26 protein-coding genes are annotated in these 25,635 nt (G+C 30.3%); 2 read left to right on the forward strand and 24 right to left on the reverse strand.

The genetic code is table 11. The features are described from left to right. Positions 1-257: 257 nt before the first annotated feature. The 7 genes from AYC61_RS01395 to AYC61_RS01425 form a co-directional block, all read right to left on the reverse strand. Entirely contained in the window at positions 258-674 is a 417-nt protein-coding gene (locus AYC61_RS01395) for a phage holin family protein (protein ID WP_066495705.1), read from the reverse strand. Between the two features lie 718 nt (positions 675-1,392). Next, on the reverse strand, positions 1,393-1,752 hold the full coding sequence (locus tag AYC61_RS01400; RefSeq protein WP_066495709.1) for a hypothetical protein: 360 nt from the start codon (positions 1,750-1,752) through the stop codon (positions 1,393-1,395). Continuing rightward, positions 1,753-1,986: a hypothetical protein gene (locus tag AYC61_RS01405; protein ID WP_066495714.1), complete on the reverse strand. Its 234-nt coding sequence runs from the start codon at positions 1,984-1,986 to the stop codon at positions 1,753-1,755. It lies immediately after the preceding gene. Between the two features lie 163 nt (positions 1,987-2,149). Then, the gene (locus tag AYC61_RS01410; protein ID WP_066495716.1) at positions 2,150-2,335 is read right to left on the reverse strand and encodes a hypothetical protein; all 186 of its coding nucleotides are present in this window, start codon (positions 2,333-2,335) and stop codon (positions 2,150-2,152) included. A 174-nt stretch (positions 2,336-2,509) separates the two neighbouring features. After that, positions 2,510-3,127 carry a hypothetical protein gene (locus tag AYC61_RS01415; protein ID WP_066495722.1) on the reverse strand — a complete coding sequence of 206 codons (618 nt, stop codon included), beginning with the start codon at positions 3,125-3,127 and terminating at the stop codon, positions 2,510-2,512. 284 nt (positions 3,128-3,411) lie between these two features. Further along, positions 3,412-3,972 carry a histidine phosphatase family protein gene (locus AYC61_RS01420; protein ID WP_066495724.1) on the reverse strand — a complete coding sequence of 187 codons (561 nt, stop codon included), beginning with the start codon at positions 3,970-3,972 and terminating at the stop codon, positions 3,412-3,414. Between the two features lie 520 nt (positions 3,973-4,492). Then, positions 4,493-4,987, reverse strand: a complete 495-nt coding sequence (locus AYC61_RS01425) for a hypothetical protein (protein WP_066495726.1) — start codon at positions 4,985-4,987, stop codon at positions 4,493-4,495. 550 nt (positions 4,988-5,537) lie between these two features. Here AYC61_RS01425 and AYC61_RS01430 point away from each other — a divergent pair. Next, positions 5,538-6,791, forward strand: coding sequence for an MFS transporter (locus AYC61_RS01430; RefSeq protein ID WP_066495728.1), 1,254 nt, complete (start codon positions 5,538-5,540; stop codon positions 6,789-6,791). A gap of 210 nt (positions 6,792-7,001) precedes the next feature. After that, positions 7,002-7,391, forward strand: a complete 390-nt coding sequence (locus AYC61_RS01435; RefSeq protein ID WP_162265420.1) for a MarR family winged helix-turn-helix transcriptional regulator — start codon at positions 7,002-7,004, stop codon at positions 7,389-7,391. Positions 7,392-7,576: 185 nt separating this feature from the next. Here the strand turns inward: AYC61_RS01435 and uvrA are convergent, their stop codons facing one another. The 17 genes from uvrA to AYC61_RS01530 form a co-directional block, all read right to left on the reverse strand. Then, a complete protein-coding gene (uvrA, locus tag AYC61_RS01440) occupies positions 7,577-10,441 on the reverse strand; it encodes an excinuclease ABC subunit UvrA (protein WP_066495824.1) in 2,865 nt (954 codons plus the stop codon). 33 nt (positions 10,442-10,474) lie between these two features. Further along, complete coding sequence (locus AYC61_RS01445) at positions 10,475-11,779, reverse strand: helix-turn-helix domain-containing protein (protein ID WP_066495734.1); 1,305 nt, start codon at positions 11,777-11,779, stop codon at positions 10,475-10,477. A gap of 552 nt (positions 11,780-12,331) precedes the next feature. Then, a complete protein-coding gene (locus AYC61_RS01450) occupies positions 12,332-12,778 on the reverse strand; it encodes an NlpC/P60 family protein (protein ID WP_066495737.1) in 447 nt (148 codons plus the stop codon). 138 nt (positions 12,779-12,916) lie between these two features. Then, entirely contained in the window at positions 12,917-13,414 is a 498-nt protein-coding gene (locus tag AYC61_RS01455) for a hypothetical protein (protein WP_066495739.1), read from the reverse strand. A 420-nt stretch (positions 13,415-13,834) separates the two neighbouring features. Next, positions 13,835-14,641, reverse strand: a complete 807-nt coding sequence (locus tag AYC61_RS01465; RefSeq protein WP_066495746.1) for a class I SAM-dependent methyltransferase — start codon at positions 14,639-14,641, stop codon at positions 13,835-13,837. Positions 14,642-14,742: 101 nt separating this feature from the next. Continuing rightward, positions 14,743-15,456 (reverse strand): SAM-dependent methyltransferase, encoded by a 714-nt coding sequence (locus AYC61_RS01470; protein ID WP_066495748.1) that lies wholly within the window; start codon positions 15,454-15,456, stop codon positions 14,743-14,745. Between the two features lie 133 nt (positions 15,457-15,589). Next, the gene (locus tag AYC61_RS01475; protein WP_066495750.1) at positions 15,590-17,035 is read right to left on the reverse strand and encodes an amidohydrolase family protein; all 1,446 of its coding nucleotides are present in this window, start codon (positions 17,033-17,035) and stop codon (positions 15,590-15,592) included. Positions 17,036-18,048: 1,013 nt separating this feature from the next. Further along, a complete protein-coding gene (locus tag AYC61_RS01480) occupies positions 18,049-18,270 on the reverse strand; it encodes a hypothetical protein (protein ID WP_066495754.1) in 222 nt (73 codons plus the stop codon). A gap of 782 nt (positions 18,271-19,052) precedes the next feature. After that, positions 19,053-19,517 (reverse strand): GyrI-like domain-containing protein, encoded by a 465-nt coding sequence (locus AYC61_RS01490; RefSeq protein ID WP_066495764.1) that lies wholly within the window; start codon positions 19,515-19,517, stop codon positions 19,053-19,055. Positions 19,518-20,104: 587 nt separating this feature from the next. After that, the gene (locus AYC61_RS01495; RefSeq protein ID WP_066495766.1) at positions 20,105-20,545 is read right to left on the reverse strand and encodes a hypothetical protein; all 441 of its coding nucleotides are present in this window, start codon (positions 20,543-20,545) and stop codon (positions 20,105-20,107) included. Positions 20,546-20,633: 88 nt separating this feature from the next. Next, positions 20,634-20,891, reverse strand: a complete 258-nt coding sequence (locus tag AYC61_RS01500) for a hypothetical protein (RefSeq protein ID WP_066495768.1) — start codon at positions 20,889-20,891, stop codon at positions 20,634-20,636. 108 nt (positions 20,892-20,999) lie between these two features. Continuing rightward, positions 21,000-21,641, reverse strand: a complete 642-nt coding sequence (locus AYC61_RS01505; RefSeq protein ID WP_066495771.1) for an HAD family hydrolase — start codon at positions 21,639-21,641, stop codon at positions 21,000-21,002. A gap of 185 nt (positions 21,642-21,826) precedes the next feature. Continuing rightward, on the reverse strand, positions 21,827-22,234 hold the full coding sequence (locus AYC61_RS01510; protein ID WP_066495773.1) for a hypothetical protein: 408 nt from the start codon (positions 22,232-22,234) through the stop codon (positions 21,827-21,829). A gap of 210 nt (positions 22,235-22,444) precedes the next feature. After that, positions 22,445-22,912: a hypothetical protein gene (locus AYC61_RS01515; protein ID WP_066495775.1), complete on the reverse strand. Its 468-nt coding sequence runs from the start codon at positions 22,910-22,912 to the stop codon at positions 22,445-22,447. Between the two features lie 226 nt (positions 22,913-23,138). Next, the gene (locus AYC61_RS01520; protein WP_066495777.1) at positions 23,139-23,909 is read right to left on the reverse strand and encodes a type II CAAX endopeptidase family protein; all 771 of its coding nucleotides are present in this window, start codon (positions 23,907-23,909) and stop codon (positions 23,139-23,141) included. A gap of 159 nt (positions 23,910-24,068) precedes the next feature. Next, positions 24,069-24,272 (reverse strand): tyrosine-type recombinase/integrase, encoded by a 204-nt coding sequence (locus AYC61_RS01525; RefSeq protein WP_066495780.1) that lies wholly within the window; start codon positions 24,270-24,272, stop codon positions 24,069-24,071. A gap of 72 nt (positions 24,273-24,344) precedes the next feature. Continuing rightward, positions 24,345-25,424, reverse strand: a complete 1,080-nt coding sequence (locus tag AYC61_RS01530; protein WP_066495783.1) for an HD domain-containing protein — start codon at positions 25,422-25,424, stop codon at positions 24,345-24,347. Between the last annotated feature and the right edge of the window lie 211 nt (positions 25,425-25,635).

Below are 25,635 nucleotides of genomic sequence, written 5' to 3' on the forward strand. Positions count from 1 at the left end.
TTTCAAACTTAAGCTTTTGGGTTATAAAAAATAAATCCATTCAGCAGAAATAATAAACATAGAAACTTTAATAATTCTACTTTAACTGAAATAAAAATCACCTACTCTATTTATGAAATAGAATTTATCAATTAATAAGTAAGCTAGGACAAATATAGCATTTATCCTAGCCTATTAAAGATATCATTTATTATATTATTCTATACAAATTAAAGGAGTTATTTCGAACATATTTCTGTTTACTATTTATTTTTCAACTAACTATCATCATTATTATTAATCTGATCATCTAGTATTCTTAGCCATTTCATAATAATTTCTGGTATTTTTACTCCCATTGTATTGCAGTTTTCTAGAATACTTCCAAATTCTTTAAAGCATAAGGCACACACGAAAATCTCTAATAATGGAATTTCAAATCCATTTATAGATAGTATCCTTTGACCAGAAACTACTGCACATAATAATATTACTTCAGCCGCTTTTTTTGTTAAACCAAGTCTCATACAATGGCTGGAAAAATGCCTTGTTCTAAATGCTTTCAAAAGTCCTGATATGAGATCTAATACTAATAATATCAGCCATAACATAATAATCTCAAAATTCAATCCAGCTAAATAAGCAATAAAACCAGTTAGTGAGCCTAACAAAAATATAAAAGCATCAATTTTCATGATTTCACCTCTTTTTAATTCTCATTAGTACTTTTGATTATTGTGCATGTCTCTTGTTATATAATATTAGATAAAGCTGAATTGTGTTACCTGTAAATATTAATATTTTTTATGTAAAATAGAAAGCAAAAGCTATATTATCCATTACTCAAAAAAGAAATCATTTAGTAAAAATGCTTCATGTATATCCGAAATTATAGCGATTTTTTCATCTCTAGATTCTCCTTTCTATCTCTATTCATCACTCTTAAGGAATATCCAAGAGGGATATGTTAGATAACTTTTAAATTTCCGTATGTTAGTTCAAACTTTTGCCCAAATTCACCAAAAACTTATGAGCTAAACAATTAATGTTCTATGCATTATATTATCTAATAATTGAATAACAAATGAATAATTCAAAGTATGTACAGTATTTTTTCTCTTTATTATACTTTTCCAAATATTTTTTGTACAAAATTACAGTTAAAAAGCATTTTATTTACCTCATAATACTTCTATATTTATCTTTAAAAACTTTTTATTTCATGTATTTCTATATTATATTTTACAAAAAGCTAAAACCATGAAATTTATTACAATCTCATGGTTTTTATGTATTTTTATTTTATTGTTAATAGTAAAAAGATGCTTAAATGAATATTTGATAATTTTTGTGCATATTACCCAAAAATAAACTTTACCAAGTTGACATTAATTAAATCTTATATTTTCTCTTCTATTTTTTCTTTGATTGTGTATTGCTCTTAATATCAATAATATCACGTGTTAACCTATGAACTACAGACGCAAACAAGCAAATTAATAATCCTTGTGCGAATATCCCTAAACTTACACCTATCCCTATTGGATTAATTTCAGTGGAATAGTAAGAAGTTTTAATAAAACCAAATTTATAAAAAACAATTAATGCAATTATTATACTTAATATGAATACCACTGTAGAAAAAGTTTTTAATGTATCAGCATAATTATAATGGTTATTATTAGTAGAACTATTTTCTATTCTAGATTTATCCTCACTTTCAGTTGATAAAGTTTCGTCACTGGTTTCTAAAATTTTATCTAAATCAGACATTTACGCCTCTCCTTTCTGTTTCTTTTGTTTACGTTGATTTGAAAATAGTACAACGAAAAAAATAACTAATGAACCGGCAAAAATAATATCAAAGGCATTTGCAAGTCTGAAATATAATATCGGGTTATCTACAAATAAAAAATCATCTAAGGTAAATAAGAAAATAATGATTTTTCCTATAAGTCCTATTATACTCCCGATTATTGCGAAAATAGTAGCATTTTTTAATCTCATATATGTACCCCCTTTTATTTTAGAATTTGTGTCCATTATATATAAAATTATGAATTTAATCAAGTTTTTCTCTTTCTTTCATTTTTCATAACCTTCTAACATATTTTAAGTACCTTTATTTCTCTGACTCTAGACTCCAACCGAATAGTTTAGTCTATTTAAACTAACACATTTTACTTAGGTTACCAACCAAAAGGTCATGGCTAACGCAGCGCACAACTAATTGCTCATACCTGAATAAGATTTTTATCTTCTCTTTGGCTATTTCTATACTAAACTCTCCTAGTCTTGATATTAAGGCTTCATAGAACTTGTCTACATCTTGGTTGTAGTCTTGAATAAAGAGCATATAGAGTCTCCTAGGTTGACTAGATTGTATCAATGTATATCATCTGAACAGAACCCGCAGAGCCCTTCTTCTTGGTGATGCTATACCCGGTGAAAGAATGTGTGATAACGAACGGAAACATTTTTTATCGGATGTTGCCTCACGCAGCTTCGAAATCTAACTCTTGCATTCATTCTATAAATTGTTTTCTTTAGATATCTCTCGAGGCCATGGGTGTTTTTCTATTATGTAGATTCTCTTAAATAGAAATCCTTCAAATATGGCTGCAATAAGTTGAAATGGCACCACAATTGTTATAAAAAGTATACTCCATTCTTTAAATGCAACATATAAGTTCCCTGCTCCCCAAATATTTAGCCCTATACCTATTCCACCAACAGCTGCGACCATAAAAGCTGCTACTTCAAACAATATATTAGGTATTGTTACCCACTTCATTCGCTCTGGATATCTTTTTAATACTAGATTAGTTAAAAATCCAATTAAAGCATAGTGTGAAAATGGAATAACAATTAATATCCCACCAACAGAGGACCAAATTAATGCTCCTCCCAATAAATTCATCGCAAATATAACTATTATTACTCTCAAAACACCATAAGATTTTGTTATATTGTTATAAATTATTCTAATATGAACATCTCTACTTCCATCAAGTTTTTCTCCCAACTTTAAAGCCTTTTCCTTTTTCAGTCTAAAAATAATCTCTCCCATTAGGAAACCACTAAGTAAGACCAAAATAAAAGCAAATAATAATACCCGTTCTCTAGCTAATATCTCTATAGCATTCATTTTATCTCTCCTTAATTAAATTTGGTACTTCCAAATCTTATGATTTCATACCAACTTATCACTAATGTTTATGACCCAAAAGACATACTCTGAAATGAGTGAGACAATTACAAATTTCTGCTTATGGCGAGGGACCTTTTGGGTCGGCTAATGCAGAAACTGACTCGGTTAGTGGAGGGGTGTACCATGTGCTGCCAACGTTGCATTGTTATGTAAAGTCGCGGGCCCACGAAGCCAGAGACTGACAGGATGTCAGCCCTTGATTTCTAACTCATAAACTTATACTACAGTGTATCAATCCAGCCACACCATTTTGAATTTTTACCAAATTCTATTTCCGAAACACCACAGTATTGGAATTCTTTTGAAAAAGCAAACTGGCATATTAACATACCGTGAGTGACTACTGCTATTTTTTTATATGATGTGTATTTTTCAAGGCATTTCTTGGCTCTATCAAAGACATTTGATAGTTCTTCATATTTGATTGGAGAATCTTTTGGACAAATCCCTTTGCTAGAAATACAAAGTTTCAAAGCTTTGTCAACTGAATCATAATCGGAAAAAGAATACGTTAAATCTGGTAGCCATTCATGTAAGTCTAACTCAACTTCAATTTCAACATTCCTATATTTTGATATTATAGCCGCTGTTTGTAATGCTCTGGTGTAAGGCGATGATACAACAAGTTCAATTCCGTCTAATATCGGGTTTTCTGCTGCTATTCGTGCTTGTGCTTTCCCTAATTTAGTCAAATGAGCTAAGTCACGTCCATGACCAATAAATCCTCTTTGTTTAACATCATTATAATCCGGTTCACCATGCCGAACAAAAACAATCTTCATTCTCTCTTACCTCCAGTACATAAATAATTTAACTTGCAAAATCTTGTATATGTGTTAAATATCTTAGAAGCTTTCTCCAAGCAATCTCCCGTGCACGAATGCGCGGTCTTCTGCGCGAGATTTTATATAGCGTTTGCTTATTGTCGACTTCATCAGCTCATTTAACTTCTGTACTATTTGTGCTAGATATGATGATGTGCGAAGCGAACAGCAATATGGTATTATATGATGTTGACTTATTCAACTTCGTAGCTCTTTCCCTAAATCTTTTAAAATAATCGTCGACTGTAGTTGTCTAAGTTTTTTATTTTTTAAGTTCTATAGGTGTGAATTTAATATTGTCTACTACATACATCTTACCTTGAAAATAATATGACATATCCATCTTACCAATAAAAGAAGCTGGACCAATTTGTGCCCATACTGTAACATATAACTTATCATCTTTGATTTCATAATTTATTATGTTTCCAAAAACAATATCTTCAAAAAGTTGTTGAAGTTCAATGTCTATATACCTTTAAACAAGTGTTGTTGTATAATCAGCAAAAGAAATCCTTATTTCTTTAGGAGAAAGTTTTGTTTTAACATTTTTGTAAATAACATGAATTGGATTTTCTGCATCATAATCTTGAAATGTAGAAATATCTATAATGTGTACTTGTTCAGTATGAAATCCTGTACCAGTACCATTTATTAGTATAACAATAAGTTCTTCTACCCCATCTTTATTCAAGTCTGAAAGTATAAGTTTTGGACTAAATGTTGGATTAGATATATTTTGCCAATTAAAATACCTTTCACTATTTCCTAATTGTAAAATAAACTCTGTATACATTCCATTATCCTTATTTATGGCATATAGTCTTATATTTTTTTCTGGTATTTCAGCAACAACTGTTTTTTTATCTTCATTACTATAAAAAACATCTTCATCCATATTACGGTAAGATAAAATGAAGAAACTTAAAAATCCAATAATTACAACTATTGATAAAAGTAAATACTTTTTCAATATATTCCTCCTTCTAATAAGTGAGTTGCAAATGAATGTCTCAAGTAAGGGATGCACAGTAACTTTTCTTTTTATTTTTGCTTTTATACATGCATCATCATTGCACCTACACCTTTATAATTTCTATATTTATCTTTTAAATCCTTTTATTTCATATGTAATAGACGTGATTAGTCGTGAAATATTTCACTAACACAGAAATTTGCCATTTTGAGACAACTCCTTATAAATTCTAATACGGTCATTATTAAAATGAACAATTTAATTCCCATTATCAAAAGCTTCCACTTTCACTCGCTGATTTTTATTTACGATTTACACCAAATCTAAATTTTTTATTCTCTGCTTAGATAAACCATGAAATAAATTAAATCCATGGTTTACTATGTATCTTTTTTACTATTATTGTGAAAATGATGTCGAAAATACATTCTCGTAATATATAGGATAAGAAAATTCTATTTTTTTAATATAAATATTGACATAATTTACAAAGCACTATATAATTTAGTTAGTTTATGCTAACTAATTATACAGAGGGGGAATTTCTATGAAAGAAATTCGATACAAACGAAATTTATATCTCTATTTATTTGGAAGTAATACATCTGTATTTGGAGATGTTATGCTTACGACAGCATTGGCACTTCATATAATGAAACTAACACAATCTCCTAAAATGTTTGGAAGTATAATCGCAACAGCTTTCATACCAAGATTGATTCTTAGTATATTCTCAGGAGCTATTGTAGATCGGTTGGATCAGAAAAAAGTTATGATTGGCTTAGACTTGCTCCGAGGATTCGTGTTATTAGGTCTTATGTTTATTAATCACCTTGGACTTACGGTTATTGTACCTCTAATAATTGGATTTGCGATGGCTGATACATTTTTTATGCCAGCTTCAATATCGATAGTGCCTCGTTTATTCAATAAAGAAAATATAGGAACTGTGAATTCGTTGAATCAGTCGATTTATAGCACCTTTAATGTTATATCTCCATTGATTGCCAGTGTGCTTTTAGCATCAGGGAGCCTCAAGCTGATTATTTTTATTGATGCCATTACTTTTATTTTATCAGCTTTAGCTGAAATGTTTTTTGATGTAGATACAATTTCAAACCTAAAGGCAAAATCCAATTTGATTAAAGATATGGGAACCGGTGTTAAAGTAATATTCAGTGATATTCGTGTGGCATCTCTAATAGGCAATGGTGCATTAACACACTTGTTCTTATTTTCATTTATCGAAGTTGGTATGCTTAGTTTATTAGTGGTTACTTTTAAAACACCTGAATTTCATTATGGAGTCCTTCAAGGAACGATATCAGTGAGTACTATCCTAGCGTCTCTTATAGCACTTCATCAAAAAGATAAAAGAAAGATTGCAAGTCATATCAATATAGGTATTATCGGGATGATTGGTGCTGTTTTTCTATTTGCACCTTTAGGGTCAAATTATTTTATTACATGGATTTCAAATTATTCGTATTTACCAGTAATATATCTTTCAATAGGATGCTTCTGTATGTTCCTGTCCTTTGGATATTATGGCGTATTTTTTAAAACCTTTTATCAGTCAGAAGTGCCTAAAGAGTACCTTGGACGATTTTCGTCTATTTTTATGATGTTAATATCACTGTCTAGGGTATTAGGTATGTATATCTACGGAATTCTTTTTGAACAACCAAAAATCATTTACCCTGTCTTAATTCTTGCATTTGGGATGACAGTTAAACTTATTGTTCACATTCCATTTCTGAAAGCAGAAGGGATATATAAAACAAATAAAACCTCTTTATAAATAATTATAATTTTGATAAAATTAATTTATAACAAGCAAAATATTCCCCACCTCTATAGGTGACGGGTACCGATTAGATTTAACAGGCGGTGTACAATCTTTCGCCTCGTTGAAACGGTGTGTTGCAATTACTACGTAATTGCCTGCGTTGTTATAATAATCTTGGAAGGTGATTTTTTGGAGTTTTATAAATTAATAGATCAAATTTTAGTGCAATGTTCCAATATAATCAGAGAAGAAAAAGAAAAATTGTTTGAAAAGGAAGACCTTGACAATATTACTTATGGACAATTTACAATTCTAGACTGGATATCTATATTAGAAAAACCAACAATTACGGCACTGTCAAAAGCTATGAACATGTCAAAGCCAACGGTGACGATTCACATTCAAAAAATGGAACGAATTGGCTTGGTTTATAAAGAAAAATCCTACGAAGATCGAAGAGTTTCATATATTCGATTATCCGAAAAGGGAAAACGTGTAGAAATGGCAGAACAAAATGCGTTTAAGCGTATAGAAAAAATTATTAACGAAAAACTTACAGACGAGGAACAGAAATATTTTTCAGTAGCTTTGAATAAGCTATTGAAGAAATAGTAAAATATTATATTGAAAATCAAAAATAACGGTTACTAAAAGTACTTTTTTTAAAGTAGAAGATTGATAAAAAAGATTTATTAGGCTTAAGCTCAAGTTCTTTAAGTGGCTTAAGCCTAAATAAGGCTTTTAGTCTTAAACCTTTATGTCTAAATCCACCTACTTTAGTAGGTAAGTTGTTTTATTTACAAAACATGTTTTAAATACTGTCCAGTCACAGATTCCTTCACTTCTTTCACTTGTTCTGGTGTTCCTTGTGCTACCACATATCCTCCATTTTTCCCTCCTTCAGGTCCAAGATCAATGATATGGTCTGCAGTTTTAAGTACTTCTAAATTATGTTCAATAACAAGTAGAGAATGTCCCTTATCTACAAGTAGATTTAAACAATTTAATAACTTTTTTATATCTGAAATATGAAGTCCTGTAGTAGGCTCGTCTAGTATATAAAGATTACTTGTACCTCTCTTTATCTTACCTAATTCAGAAGCTAGCTTTATTCTCTGCGCTTCTCCACCTGATAAAGTTGTTGAAGGCTGGCCTAACTTGATATATCCTAATCCTAATTGATTCATAATGCTAAGTTTATGATATATGTTTTTCTTATCCTTAAAAAATTCTGCTGCTTCTTCAACACTCATATCAAGTACCTCATATATGTTTTTTCCGTTATATTTAACATCTAGTATCTCTTTTTTATATCGTTGTCCCTTGCATATGGGACATACAATTTCAACATCAGGCATAAATTGTAATTTTGTTACTATTCGTCCATCTCCTTTACAATGCTCACATCTCCCACTATTCTTACTGTTAAAACTAAAGTTTGAAATAGTATACCCATTTGCCTTTGCTTCTTCAGTGTTCATAAATAATCTTCTTATGCTATCAAATAAGCCGATATACGTTGCAGGATTAGATCTGCTATTTTTCCCTATGGGAGACTGATCAATATTTATAATGTTTTTTATATGCTCGTTCCCTTTTAAATCTCTATGTTTTCCAGGAATAATTCTTGGATCTGCTATGCTCCTAAGCTTCTTATAGATAATCTCATTGACGAGTGTACTTTTCCCAGACCCTGAAACACCTGATATACATACAAAAACACCTAATGGAATCTCTACATCAATATCTTTTAAGTTGTTTTCTCTAGCTCCAAGAATTATCAGTTTATTGCCATTATACTTACGTCTTTCTTTAGGAACAAGTATCCTTTCTTTACCACAAAGATATCTTCCTGTTATAGATTGTTTAGCTTTCTTTATCACATCTATACTTCCTATTTCAACAATCTTCCCACCATGTATTCCAGGTCCTGGACCAATCTCAACTATGTTATCAGCATTTTCTATTGTTTCAATATCGTGTTCAACAACAATAACTGTATTACCTATATCTCTAAGTTGCTTTAAGATTTTTATTACCTTTTTACTATCTCGAGCATGAAGTCCTACACTAGGTTCATCAAGTATATATATCATTCCCATAAGACCTGAACTAATTTGTGAAGCTAATCTTATTCTTTGTGCTTCTCCACCAGAAATTGTATCTGCTCTCCTACCTAGTGAAAGATAATCTAGTCCAATCTCTATAAGTAATGATATCCTTTTGTTTATCTCATGGACAATTGGTTCTGCAATATATTTTTTATCTGACGGAAATTTTAGCTTCGACATAAAATCATATAATTCTGTTAACTGCATCCAGCATAGTTCATGTATATTCTTATCATTAATAAGAATATTGAACCTTTGTTTCTTTAACTTTTTTCCGCCACAATCCGGACAGGTATATTCTACCATTTTCTTTTTAAACCATTCAAGCACTGCTTCATTTACTTTATCCTTTCTTGTTGTTTCCCTGTACCAGTGTTCAGTTTGATTTACGTATCCACTAAATTGAATTTTTCTACCAATAATCCAGTTTCTCTTATTGAAATTAGGTGGCGCTTCTATCGTAATTTTTTCACCTTTTGTTCCATAAAACAATATATCTTTTATATCATCAGGCAATTCATTAAAAGGTGTATCTAAGCTAAAGTTATAATGTCTTGAAAGATTATACATTAAGATATGTTTATATGTTATTTCTCCTCGGTAGTTGTACACACTTGGATCGAATGCTCCTTCATTAATACTTTTCTGTTGATTAACAATCATTAACCTTGGATCTGCCTTTTTGGAAGTACCTATTCCTCCACATGTTCGACAAGAACTAGAAATGTTATTAAATGCAAAGTAATGTGATTCAATGTTTGCCATGGTAATATGGTGTTTTTTACAACCAAAACTACTATAAAATTTGTCTTTTACTTCTTCAGGTATATCCTCCGAAAGAAACTCTGCAATAAGAATATGTTCTCCAATTACCTCTAGTGCAGTTTCTAAGGAATTTGTTATGCTTTTTTCAATATTGTTTTTTACTTCAAATCTATCAATGACTATTTTGATATCATGGTCACAATATTCATCTATATCTATTTCTTCACTAATATCGATTCTCTTCCCATCTATAACTAGACTATTGTACCCCTTCTTTCTTATCTCATCAAAAAGATATGCATAGGTTTCTCCATACAGTTTACATACTGGTGTTAAGAATTCAATCTTCGTTCCCTCTGGCAATGATAATACTGCTTCAACTATTTGCCCAGACGTCTTAATGTCAAATTTCTCTTCGCAATAAGGACACTTAACTGTTCCCACAGTCGCATATAACAATCTCATATAATCATATATATCTGTCATAGTTCCGACCGTTGATCTTGGATTAACAAGTCCTCTTTTTTGTTCTATAGCTATTACTGGAGATAGCCCGAAAACAAAATCTACTTCTGGTTTCTTCAGTTGTGAAATTCTACTTCGTGAAAATGTAGGTAATGAATCAAGAAATCTTCTCTGACCCTCTCCATAAATAATGTCAAACGCAAGTGAAGACTTGCCAGATCCACTTACGCCTGTTATGACAGTAATCTTATCTCGTGGAATATTTACATCAATGTTCTTAAGGTTATTCTGCCTTGCACCCTTTATCTCTATATCTTTCATCCCTAACACTAAACCACTCCTCTAAAGGTATTTCTATATGAATATGTCAATATCTACATCATTCTTAAAATAAGCAGGTTCATATACAACAGTATTACTCTTATTCGTTATATGTGTTTCTGAGATATCTTTCACAAGAATCCCCTCTTCACAAAGCCATTCACATATTTCACAAATTATATGAGTACTTATAGTCTTATTAAAATCTTGTACAATTGTTGAAAGTGCTTTCATCTCATTAACTTTATTAAAATAATCTAGGATAGGCTTGCATATGATATCTATATGTTGTCTTAAATACTCATAAATCATGTCAATAGAGCGCGATACATATATACTATTTTTTCTCTCATCCATCAATCCCAAATATAATTTTTCGATAATTGGATTATTATACTTTAAGGCCTGTAATATAACCTCTCTCGAAGGAATATTATTATTTAATAGTACCTCGATTGCTGCTATATGTTTTAATGTTTCAGTTATCCATAAATACGAGTACTTAACATCACTTTTAACTTTTAACCACTTTTCTGCTTTATATAACCTCCAAAGAACCCATTCCGTTCTTTCCATTAAAGCATAGGATTTATCTCTTTCACCTATTTTATTTGTATCAAAAATATTTTCAAACAGTTCCTTTAATGATTCATCTTTACAATAAATTAATGTCCCTAATGAGTAATAAGAATGTGTCATTGATGCTTGTGAACTTTTCCCAATCATTTTTTTAAATTCAGTTCTAGCCAGTACATGTCCGTTTATATATATATCATCTTCTAAAAGGCATAGCTCAGACTTAAGTTTACAATTATCATTAACTATAATAGTCATATCTATATCAGATTTTTCCCAAACCTGATCATAAGAAAGGCTTCCCATTATAATTACTGCAAGGACATTAATGTCTTTTTTTAATCTTTCACATAAAGTTTCAACAGCTCTCATATATCGCTTCTGCAAAGCACTATTAGCAAAACTAACTTTCCAGAAATCAGTAGGTATAGCATGTGTATTCAGCTTTCTATATGCATTTGGAGTAATATCAAATATTCTCTTAAATGCTCTTGAAAATGTTTCATGAGAGTTAAATCCATAATCTAATGCTATATCCACTATTTTCTTATCCGTTTCTATTATTTCCCCCGCTGCTACAGACAATTTTCTCTTTCTTATGTAATCTGTAACAGGTATCCCTACTATAGATTGAAATACTCTATGAAAATGATGGGCAGAGTAGAAACATAAAGCCGATAATTCTTCAAGTGAAATATCCTCTTTTATATGTTCTTCAATATAATCCAGTGTTTTCTGTAACTTATTATAATAATCAGACATCTTCCATCACCAACCTTTAAAAACAGTATATCATATAACAATTTACTTTTCTTGATAATGCTTGATATATTGTAAATCTTGATGTTTACTAGAGTTTAGCTCTCATCTATATAGTATATGATGATTAGTTACCTCCTTAACCGATTAGGAATTAACCTAATCTATTATGTTAAAAAGTATTAAATCTAGATTATTCATAGAAAATTAATACTTTTTTTTATGAATAATCAGGGTTAAATTATAGATAAAAAAACCACGTCAACCAATACCACATAGAATAAAAAATATTTAAAATAAGCACCAATTATGACCAATCGGTGCTTTGTGTTATATTAGTTTAGTTTATTTAGACTAGCGTTTTGCTTGGGTTACAAACCCAAAGCTTTTATGGAGCATCGCAATCCACAACGATTCTTATCTACAACGTTTTATAGTCTTAGAAGGAGTCGTTCATACCTTCATGCAAAGACTGCACCAACAGGCTTAGGCGGTGTATCCTTGTCCGAGCGAACGTGAACATTATATTAGGCGATAACTGAAAACTTTACTTAATTATTCATAAACCTTAGTACAATGCCCTATTAAAATACGTTCAAGTGGTACCCATCCAATATATTGAAGTTTGTCCCATCCTGGTGCTGTTGCAAGATTTTCAATTTCTCTATAATCATCTATTCTCACTTTATCCCATGCATGAATTACCTTACCATCATCAGTAGCCAAACCTACATGTCCCCAGTTTTTAGTGATTCCTTTAATTACTCCTACACAATCATAAAACACAAAAGACCCTTTAGGCGGCATCCCTTTAAATCTATGTGCTTCATATAAATCCGCAGATTCTTTGGCACTATCTCCTCCGAATATCTCAATGCTATTACTACGTTCCAAAGCATCTTCCACAAATCCCAAACACATGAATGTGTAAGCTGTACTGTTTAGATGGCTTAATGCCCACTTTATAGAATTATCAATAAGATTTTGTAAATTTTTATCCATGTATAACCTCCAATTATTAAAAATCATTTATATTTTTCAAAATGTTTTACCCTTGTGCTACCATTTTGTTATGAGAAGTAATAAACAACCCTATATAATAATCACCATCGTATCCTATGATAATCTGAATATACTATATTACTTTCTCTTTCTTGAATAAAATTCAGAAAACAGGCTGATATAATCAGGCAATTTATGAACAGTCGGATTATAAAACTCGAATGTTTTGCCGTTACATTTTTCTATAAGTTGGTTATGAATTTTATACGTTTTCCTGAACTTACATAAACCAGCTTTATCGTTGTGACAACGATTGCATTTTCCATAATCACCAACAAAAACTTCCTGAATGTGTTCTGGCGCATTTTCAATGTATCTTTGATGTGAATCAATTTTGCTTAGAAATAACCGAAGTACAATACTCTTATCTCTGATATAAATTCTAGCATAAACTTTTTTGCTTTTAACACCTTTTTTATAATAAATAACCATATACTTTCCCCAACAATAACCACTCCCAATATTACTACCAAAATGATACCCAAGGTTTGTTAACTCTTTGTCAAATGCAATCATAAAAGCTTTATCATTATCGGATATAAAGTTAAATCTATCTTCTTTTAAAATCTCTTCCAAATATTCCATCTCCCATTAATAATAATTATTTTCTTTATGAATATCACTTAAAGATGACTAATTAACCTTAGCTGTTAAATCCTTATCAATAAAATAATTTAAGTAATATTGTCTTCTTTTATGTTATAGCAACAGCATTTGACCGACTTTACAAAGTAAACGATTAAACTTATCATCTATTCTCAATGCTTCAATAGCTGTGACCCACTCTTGTGTAACGTTGCGATATTCAGAATCCAAATTTCTCAACTGTTCTCTTTCATTAGTAAACTCGTATTTCACAGTTCTATGTACGACTAATTCTACTAACACTTTTCTTAGTTCCATTTATAATAATTCATCAACACGTAACAACTCGTATCAAAATCCCTTTACGAGATAATAATATAAACATATGTTAAGTATTAATGTTCATACTACCTACCCTTTGGTGTGGGGTAAAATAATTTTTAGTTTAGATGCTACTAATGTAAACTCACCTGGAATATTTTTATGAGAATCAAATCGTGGTCCTTCAACAAGTTTTTCAATAACAAAACCTACTGATGCAAAGGAACTAATAATTTCACCCATAGTCCAATATCTTAGTAGACACTTTGGAAATTCATTTTGTTCATTAACTGGGAAAAACTTTTCATATGCTACTTCAGCAACGTTCAATTCATCATCAAAATAATTTCCTCCTATTTCTAACCTATCCCCTACTTCCTTAAATATATCTGGTTCTTTAAGTATTTTCCTAAATGGATGAAAATCATTTAAAACTAATTTTCCTCCTACTTTTAAAAGATTATATATTTTCAGTGCAATTTCATTTATATCTACAAAATAATGTAATATTCCACCCTCAAGATAGGCAATATCGAAGCTATCCTGTATTTCGTTAATATTTAATTCTAACACATCTGATACTATATAGTTTATATTTATATTAGCTTCTTTAGCCACCTCCGTTGCATATTTCATATTCTCTTCAGATATATCAACAACAGTTACATCAGCACCAAGTATCGCTAATGGAATTGCTTTTTTGCCACATGAACCAAGTAGATTGATAACTTTCTTTCCATTGACATCTCCTAAATATTCAATATGTCTTCTCAAATAATAATTAGGTTGTTTTAACATATCTTTAGCAACATCAGTTGGCGCACCCAGATTATTTCTCCAAAATTCATTAGCCTTATAACTCCATGCCTTTTTGTTAACTTGACTTTGCTTACTCATAAAAATTCTCCCTCCACTTCGGATTAATTATATACCCAAGTAAATACCATCTTATCAAGGGTGCTTTATTTTTTTCCTACAATAATTTACGCTATTATCAACTATTTTTTATTTCCTAAGATAGAGATTAAATTCATATATCTTCCATTGTCCGTTTCAATCATAAGTCTATCTTCAAGAGCAAATCTATTATTTGTCTTTAGCCAATCTTGCCATGCTTCGTTAAAGCAGTCCATCTCGTGAATTTTTTTAATTTCGAAACTATTTGATTTTAATAATAATTTTTCCCACCAATCGCAAGAATTCCATAATGCAAGTGCCTCTTCTTCCCAATAAGGTTTCATTTCATCTGGAATACAATTATGTATTTCGTATTTCATACCAGGAATACCAATAGCAATTAAAGCATCTTTCTTTAATAATTTTGATAAGCATGTATCAAAATATGTTTCATTACATCCAAAATAATGGTATGCATCAATACTAATAACTGCATCAAAATAATCCTCTGCAAAAGGTAACGATATTGCATCTGCATGTATTGGTATAATTTGATTATCTAAACCCATTTTTTTAAAGCGTTTATAGTTTTCACTCGCTGAAATCCATAAATCTACCGCAAATACTTGAACTCCATATTCTTTTGCTAAAAAGATTGATGTTAATCCTTTTCCACATCCTAAATCTAATACTCTCATGTTACTTGTCAACGGAACACTTTCTAATAAATTTTCTAATATTATCATTGAATTAGGTCCCATCATATTTTCTTTAATAAATTCATTGTCGTATTGTTTGCTTTTTAAATATTTCATTTTTATTTTCCTTTCTTAAACACAATTTTACCAGTATGTCAAGTTTGTCTGATTCCATGTATACTCTATCATAAAAACCTTGAGGTAATATTCCATCTTTATCGTTTTCTAGACGATTCGTAAAAAGCTAACCTTAGAATGATTCTTTTTTACTAAAAACTATATCTCCTTCTTTAATAACTAGATTAATGCTTTTTAAATTTGATATATTCTCTAATGGATTGCTATCTAGAACGACAATATCGCCAACTTTTCCCTCCTCAATAGTTCCCAATTCATCTATCTTTCCTAATAGTTCAGCTGCATTTTTCGTTGCAGTCTGAAGGGCATCAAACTCACCCATACCATTAGTAACATATAACTCTAATTCCTTGTGTAATTGTCCGTGTGGAATATATCCAGCACCTCCTGCTCCACAATCAACTCCTGCAACAATTTTAACTCCTTTTTCTATTGCTATACTAATATTCGTTGGAAAATACTCTTGTTTAAATATTTCTACTTCATTGTAAAACTCACTCCAAAATCCACCATTTTCTATATCGTCTCTTACCTTTTGTAAACACTTTCTCCCAAAAGAATGAAATGGTTCTGGGACTAATTCTTTCATTTCTTCCGTTTCGTATATCTCAGGATTATCTATAATATTTTTCCAATTATAAATAGCATATGCTGTTGGTACCCAATAAACTTCTTTTTCTTTCATAAGATTAAATGTCTCTTCACTAAGTAATCCCATTGGTGAGTGTTCAATACTATCTGCACCTGCTTTAACCGCTTCTGAAAACCCTTTCGTTCCATATATGTTGTGGCAGACAACTTTCAGATCTAGTTTGTTGGCTTCTTCACTAATAGCTCTCAATATTTTAGGTTGCATACTTGCCTCTATTTGTTCTTTTTTCAAACCCTTATCTAATAACTCTGATTTTATATTTTCATCTTCTGCATAAGGATAATTAGAACCAGGAGTAATAGTCTTTATAAAGTCCACTCCTTCTCTTTTAAGCCTTCTAACAACTTCTTTTGCTTCTCTCTCATTATTTGCATCAATAGATAAACCTCGTATTCGAAATAATCGTTCTATGAAAAAACGTAAAAAAGAGCTAAATGGCAAATATGATAATATACTAAAATAACTATACGGAACTGTAATAGCAGGTCCAGATGCTAAAATTCTAGGTCCTATAATTTCACCTTTTTTCACTTTATCTCTATATTTAAAAATTTTATAGCCACGACCACCAGGCATATTTCTAACAGTAGTAACTCCAGAGCGTATAGTTAACCAGCAATTTCGTTCAAATTTATTAATTAATCTTTCAGCATATGGTTTCATAAAATCGTCTACTCCAGATTGAAAAAGATGTACATGAGAATCAATCAAACCCGGAATTACTGTTTTCCCTGAAAGTGTTATTATTTTTGCATCTTCGGATATCTCCAGCTCACCCTCTTTTACAATTTTTTCTATAATGCCATTTCTAATACTTATTGTCATATTCCTCTGCACATGGTCTGTATTACAATCAATTAAATTTACATTCTTTAATATAAGATAATTCGATTTCTTTTTTTTCATATATTTATTCCCCCTTTGTTTCATTCCCCTTTATTTAGAGATATCTTTTTCTCCTTGCAAAGCCTTAACTTCAATGGCACATAACTTTTGAATCTCCATATGTTAGTTCTAACTATTACCCAAATTTGATGGTATTTGCGAACTAAGTTCGTAAATACCACTTATATATTACCTAATGGACAATTATTACTTAAACTCTTATTAGTTACATGTGTATATATCTCAAATCTGTTCCTCCTTCTAATAAGTGAGTAGTAAACGAATCTCTCAAGGTATGTACAGTAACTTTTCTCTTTATTTTTACTTCTGTTCATTCATTTTCAAATAAATTCAGTTAAAAACTATTTTGTTTACCTCCTGTAAAAATCCATTTTTTCTGGTTTGTAAAGCAATTAATTACATACATCATCCTTACACCTACAACATTATAATTTCTATATTTATCTTTTAAATCCTTTTATTACATGTGTAATACTCCGTACTAATCGTTTTAAAAAATACAGCTTCTTTACACTATTTGTTAATAATAAATATGTATTTTATCTTTTCATCTACTGATAATTAACTGAAAATCCTTATGGAAATAATATAAATCTCCAGTTCCAAAGTATGTTAGGGTTATTTTATACAAGGCAGAGGATTTTTTACATTTAAAATCATGTTCTAGTAATAGTAAAAAAACAACCTTGATATTGTTACTCTATCGCAGAAATTGTTCCATAAAAGTTGTTCCATAAAAGTTTTTCTATTCATTTATAATTTAATTGTTGTTTAAAATACATGTAAAAAAAAGAACTACTCAAATATGGTAATTCTAATAATTTTTATCTAATTGTATCCACGTTGAAAGACTAATACTATATTTATGAACAATTCATCTATTTCAACGAGTGCTTGCTCAACATTTCCGTCCATAAATGCATTCATTAATTTAGCATGACTATAATTAACTATATCTGCTAAATCTTATCAATAAAGGAAGCCTTTTGAGATTTCCTTTTAATATTATAAAATTATCTTTTTTCAATAGTTTTTGTTCCGTTAGGATATATAGTAATTTTATAACTATATAAAAATTTTTTAGTATTCTTATCTAATAAACCAAAGTACAAAATGATATATTCAAATCCACCTGAGCACTCAAAATGAGTATAAGTTTTCCCATATTCCCAAGTATAGTTTATACTTTCTTCATCAAAGACATGAAAAGCCCAACGAGGATTATTTTCTCCCATGAATCTTAGCCCACTAATATGAAGATAAAATTTATAGCCTTCTGGTATGGTTTTAGGTATTGTGAAATTTAATAAATCTTTGACTGGATCATAATTACCGAGTTATAAAAACTATCCTTGATATTTGCCTCCTCTGAATGCCTAGATGCTAATATCATTCCTAGAGTAATAGTTAATATTATTATAAACAATAAAATAACTACTCCTATCTTCTTCTTTTTTGTATTGATAAATGATAAAATCCTTTTCATATACTTTCTTTCCTCTACAAAACTAATTAATAATACTGTTTGTATTATTAATTGTTTTTAATAACTCAAATGATTACTCTTATGTAAATATTATATGTACCAGTTTACTTTAATTATGAATATTAATACGAAATAAACATATCACTCTTTTAAGAAATCTTATCTTTTTCCTTATTTTAGTTTTCAATGTACAGACATTTCTTATTTTTACTGCATCATTCATAGGAATATCTTTTTTAAACCCACAAGGAATACCCTAAAATTAGTGAGGCAATGTCTTATAACGTTTCGTACTCCCACCGCCTCTGAACCGAAACCTCAGCGCCTTTCATTATGGTGGTAATTGCACCCTGTGACAAGATGTCCTAGCGAACGGGAGTATTTTGTTATAAGATGTTGCCTCATTCAGCTTCGCAGCTCTTTCCTTAGATTCTTTTTTTAATACTTCATAATTTATTAATTTTAGAATTTTATTATAGAGTAAATAATGTACTCTACAACATTTATCTTAGCTAAAACTAAAAATTATGATCATAACCTACGTATTGGAAAAAACATATATCCTTGTCCATCTTCTGGACAAGTAAAATCGTGTACTGCTCCTACCAGTTGAATGTTATTTTTCTTTAAATACTCTATCATTTTAGGGAATGTATCTAATCCATCACATTGTACATAAATATACTCATAAGATGGTATCGTCCATTTTACCCAACCTAGAGGCGGCTCTGCTTCATCTGTAACCTCAACTCCCGCAAGATAAAGCCCCTCAGAAAATCCATTTTCCCACGGATTAAACGAACGAGAAAAATCTGACATAGCACCCCATATTCCAAGTATATTTCCGCTATCATCTTTTTTTGCTAATTCCTCTACTTCGTTAAAATGAGAGTTAGCGTCTTTCCATAAATTCTTAATAAAGGCATTACCATCATTTGTAGAACCTTCTTTGCCAATAATAGAAAATGATTTCTTTATACATTTGTTGACTTCCATTTTTCCAACCTCCTAATATAAATGATGTTTACTATGAATAATCTATTGTTTATAAAATAATTCATAAAATGATATCAATAAACACTATTTGCAATGATCTGGATATTATTTGCACTATTTGCTGACCAAAAAGGAATACTACTTGTCGGAGCTTCGCTCCCAGTAAGAAGATGTTGCGTTCATTACCCTAAGCTTCTCCTACCCTAGAGCGTCCTTGCGCAAAAACTGTGTTAGACGACGGACCACAATACAATACTAGATATTACTTAAAACTAATATTAAAAAACTATGTGATAATGAAAAATTTTTACTCGCTATAGAAACAAAGAAAAAATAAAAAGTTATAAAATTATATTTTTAATTATAGAAATATTATGGTTATATAGAAATTAAGGTATGAAACAGATAAGAAGTCTCCTAACCCTGTATTTGCAAATGCCTTTTCATTTCTGCATAATTCATCAATAGATTGTGCATTACTACAGCTAAAGCATGACTTCCTCCTAAAACAATATCTTTTAAATTACCATAGTCCGAAAGTTATTCTTTTTCATAACTATAGTAAGGATTTACTTTATAAAATAATACTATTCCTTTATAATTATTATATTTGTCCAATATAAACAAAAAATTATAAATGCTACTCCAGGTAAAACCCATCTTGCCTCTTTTATGGGAAATGGATAAATAATCTCATAAATAGCGCCTGCTAGCCAAAATAATCCCATTCCACCTGAAATGCATTTTCTTATTCCATTTACCATTCTCCATTTAAATTCAGCAACAAGCGTTAAGATACCTCCTAAAAGAAGTAACAGGCTAAAGAAATAATTCATTGCATATAGCGCCCATTTTATTGGTGGATATAATTGTCTAATCAAACGTTCCCAAGGAAAAATAAAGGGAACAAAAAAGTGTAAAATGCCCATCATTATTGTTAATACAGAAGCAATAATACAGGTCAGTCTACCTAATCTTTTAAAATTATTTTCTTTTGATGAAAGCTGTGCTTTTTCTACCTTACTCATTTAAAAAGTCTCCTTATCTTTTCTCGTGTTTCCGACGACTCTGAACCGGACTCTCAGAGCTTTTCTCCCTTTCTGGTGTTGCACCCAGCTAAGAAATGTAGTTCGTAGCACTTAGAATTTCTGTAAATATTTGTTGTGCTTTAACCTCAACTTCTCTTGGATTAATTCTAGTATTGTATTTACATAAAATATTCTCACCTTTTTCAAAACTATTTTCTGTTAATCTTACCCCACATACTTCAGCAACTCTATATAAAGCTTCTGCATAAAAACTTTTCCAACTTAATGGAACATCTTTATATTCTATTAATGTATCTCCTAAATCAAATCCTACAGCGCTTATCATGGTTTTTACCCCCTACATCTTCATCTGCAAATAATGTTGTGGCTATTTATTTCGTACCCCATCTCTGACCCAGACCCTTGAAGTACCTTACCTAAATTTCTTTCTAATTTAGCTTATTATATGCTTTAATATATCAGATATTTTGTGTGTTTCCAAATATTTATCAGCTTTACCTATCAACTTATTGGAATAGTTTATCGCTATAGCTTTACCTACCTTTTCAAATACTTTAATATCTGATGCACTATCTCCTATTGCTACTACATCATCCAAAGTTACCTTGTTTTCTCTACAAAATTCAATTAAACTATCTAATTTGCCACTATCTCCCAAATGCCGAATTATATTACCCGTAAAATATCCATCTTTAATCTCATATATACTTCCATATATCTTATCAAATCCATACATATTATTAAGAACTTCTGCCACTTGCATTGGTCCAGCTGTTACTAGTATTGTCTTAAAATTATTCACCTTTAATTCTTCTAATACTAACGCTAAATCCTCTATTATTTGTATATAGTTATTAAACTCTTCTTCAACTTTATTAACTTCTAAGCCTTTGAATAATTGAGCTTTAATATAATCAGCTTCTATCCATGATATAATATCATTTTCTTCTTTTCTTTCAATCTCTTGTATTTCATCACCTTTATTATTTAAGAGGCATAAAAATTCTACTGAATTAGTATTTGTTATTAATGTTCCATCCATATCAAAACATACTACTTTGTACTTATTATCCATACCTAAACCTCCGTAATATAAGAAAAAGACTATACTTTCCTCCCTGTAATACCTGTTTTTAAAAACCCACAGGCTCTGCTCCGTATGGTCTATAAATTCATCTTCTCTAAGATGATAAATAGTATGATATTTATCTCATCCTTTGTTGCTTATAATAATGTAACGTTGCTTCAAAAATTTATCTTTTATTCATCTTGCCATAACATACTTGAAATTTTCCAACAACTTCCGTCATTATATAAATGTATTAAGTTAACGCCCCTTTTTATTATTTGTTCATGTTCTTTAGACTTTTTTGCTTCATACTCGCTATAAACATTAGCTATATTTTTATAGGTTTCAATTTTATAGTTTAATCCATATTCATAAAAATCATGTTCTTTAAGAAAATTACCCACCGTTAAAATGTATGTATTAATATCCATTTGTAATGCCGTAAGTTCCTTTTTTTCATTTATTCTAATAGGTTTCAATTTTGCGTCTTCTGTAAATAATGTTTTAAAATAAGTCCAATTTCTTTTTTCATTAGCTTTCCCTGAAATTACATTGTAAAACTCATTTATTATATTGGTTATACATTGCTTTTCTGACAATTAGCTCCCCTCCATTTTCTAGTTTAATCAATTTTAACTCGATTATAAATTTCTGATATAAAAAACAACTTTGCATATGCATAAATGTTTAATGTCTTCTAATCCCCACCTCAGAACCGGAATGCAACTTTCACCGCATCGCCAAAATAGTGTTGTGGAAAAATTCGAAAATATCCATGTTCTTAAGTTCTATAAGTTAAAAAATAATAACTATTTTCCTGCTGATCTATAGTCTAGAATATATCCATTTCTTGTGATTGATAGAATATTTCCGTTACACTCAATATTAGATGTTTTATAATCTAGTGTATATATCTTCTTCCATAGCTTATATTTCACAGTAATTGAATTATAAACGTCTTCCCAAATAACATTACCTTCCTTATCCTTAAAACTACCTAAATCAAACGCCAAAGAATACATATCTGAATCCTCTGAAGCTTCATATCTTTTTAAAAAATTAATAACCTCTGTTTTATTATTAAATTTGTCCTTAACCTTATAACTATATATAGTAGTATTTGGTATGTTTTCAGAAACACTATAATTATCTAGTCGGGATGTATTTACTAAAATTTCTTTTGCTTCATAGCCAAATGGAAATAATTCAATATATATTAGTATAAAAGCTAATATAGCAATTACAAAGACTAATAATAATCTTTTTAATGTCTTCACTAAAACACCTCTGATATATTATTTTTATTAATTCAATTATTAACTAATTATTCAATTAAGACTTATGTTGTATTACAACTCAATATAAAAACATAGATTTTTTCTGTCACATAACTAACAGAATCGTATTGCCGACGTTCTCTCTGCCATATCTTGTGCAAACATCCTGTTATAAGATATCTTTTACGGAAAACTTGCTTAGCTTAAGTTATTACATGTCTTAAATTTAAGTACTACTATATAACTTATTATTCTCTAATCCCCAACCAGAAACAAGTAATACTATAATGCAAAAAATACCGAATACAATAACTTCTACAGCAAACATCTTTATTCCTATTGTAGTTGATAATAAAATAGTTGTAGTAAAATTAAATATTGCATGAAAGATTGTTGCTATTATAAGGTTACCATTTGTTTTAGTAGACAGCCACGTAAAAAGTATTGATAATTCAATTACAATCAAAATGAATAGCAAAAATCCAATTAAACCATATTGAAATTTAAAATGCCAAATTCCCCAAAAAAGACCCAAAATTACACTACTAATGAATGGACTATGAATAGATTGAAGTTTAGGTAACATATACCCCCTCCAACCAATTTCTTCACCAATACTACAGATAAGTGTACCTATTAGTAATGGTAAGGAAGCTTCACTTAAAGTTATCTTCTTTATATAGCCGTAATCTATTACCGATAATAATAAATAGCTGATACCTACCATTGCTATTGGAATAACAATGGTTATTATTAACCAAATCATTATTTCTCTACTGACTTTAAACTTCAATAATAGTTTTCTTATTCCTATGTTCCCTTCTGTTAATCTTATTAAAATAATTGCCACAATGCCCGGCACAAATTGAGGAAAAATAACTCCATCTATATGTGCGGATGGAAAAACATAGACGTTGATAAGAGAAAATATAGGTGTGAACAAAAAAGTTACCACATAAAATACTAATATAGAGTGTTTTCTAAAAAAATTTTTCATTATCCTCCCTCTCTCTTTTAATATAGTGCACAATGTCTTATAACTTTTAAGTCTCCATATGTTAGTTCTAACTATTACCCAAATATCTCTTATATATTATCTAAAAGACTCTTAATATTACTAAAACTCTATTAGTTACATGTGTATGTATCTCAATTGTTATAAAACTTTTGTAACTAATAGTTCTTGTATATATCTCAAATCTATTCCTCCTTCTAATAAGTGAGTAGCAAATAACTGTCTCAAGGTATGAACAGTAATCCTTAGGAATACTTCTTCAATAAATCCAAGAGGAATACCCTGCAGTCCTTTACAAAGATGTATTGTTATACGATGCCCCGCGGAGCAAGAATCACAGGACATGGCGACCTTAAATAAAATCTCCTGTTTCACAAAAATTAAAAGGTAGCAAACCAACTTAACTTCGTATTATGCTTATAATGTGTGAATATAATATGCCTTGTAATTGCAATTCCAGCCGTCGTATTTATAATCATCAGGTATTCTTACAAAGCAACCAATTGTATTATTACGCCTTCTTTTTATAACTCCTGAAACATTCTCGTTGTTTATATTACCTTCCGCAACAACAAGAAATTCACTTTCACAAGAAAGTACTATACCGATATGGTCATGCCATGCACTATCTTTTGGTTTGTTATCTGGAGAAACAATATTATTATAAATAACAATATCACCTCTCGAAGGTACAAATCCGTCTTTTTCATAAAAACAAAAACCATTAGCTTTGCCCCATTCATACCACGTGCCCACTCCTGCAAATCTGTATTTAAATGGTGGTCGTCTAATAGGAAGTTCCATCCCAGCTTTTAATGCACAATGATAGACAAAAGCGGCACACCAACTATTTTTTAGTTCGTCAAAGGCAGTAGTCTCGGGATAATACTTGATAATATCCATATAAATCTTACTGTCTTTTTCACCACATATTCGTTTTGCAGCGAGTTCCTCTGCAATATCAGCAAATACTGACTTTTTAAATATATTTTTCGTTGATCTTTCTTGTTCTCGTCCATATTCGATAGGTGTTGCAGCAATTTTAAATTCATCAAGCATTTTATTAAGGCGTGGGACAGCAAGAGAAAACACACGAAAACATGAATCATTTAAAAAAGGCTGTAAAATATCTGCATCTTTCAAGACTTCATCATAATCATCGTTAATAAGCTCTTTATTGGAATGGTAAAAAATTGCTGACAAAATAATCATTTTTTCATCATCAGAAAAGATATTCATCCTTCTGATTGCTGCACGAGCCATATCCGCACCACTTTGCGCATGACATAAGTAGCTTCCCGTATAATAAGCATATATGTCATGTAAAAGTCCGCTAATATATGCAAGTTCGGGATTTAATCCTCTTCTTCCAGCAATTATTGAACAACATTGAGCAACACCATAAGTATGAACATATGCGTTTTTACGTTCCTCGGCAGATACTATATTTTCAATAATTTTATCGACATATTGTTTTATTATTGAAATTCTATTCACATTCTCTCACCCCCTTTCGCAGAACTTTTAAATCTCTGTATTTTAGTTCTAACTATTTTTTACTTGAGTTACCAATCCAAAGCTTATGACCCAACGCGGGCACAACGTCTCGCATCTGCAACGTCATTGAACTTACGAGGTCTGCTTGATACATTGCTAACCCTTGCTAGATTCATTGTTATAAGATGGATTTCACATACTCTCATAGAGG

The sequence above is a fragment of the Abyssisolibacter fermentans genome (assembly GCF_001559865.1).
Taxonomy (GTDB): domain Bacteria; phylum Bacillota; class Clostridia; order Tissierellales; family MCWD3; genus Abyssisolibacter; species Abyssisolibacter fermentans.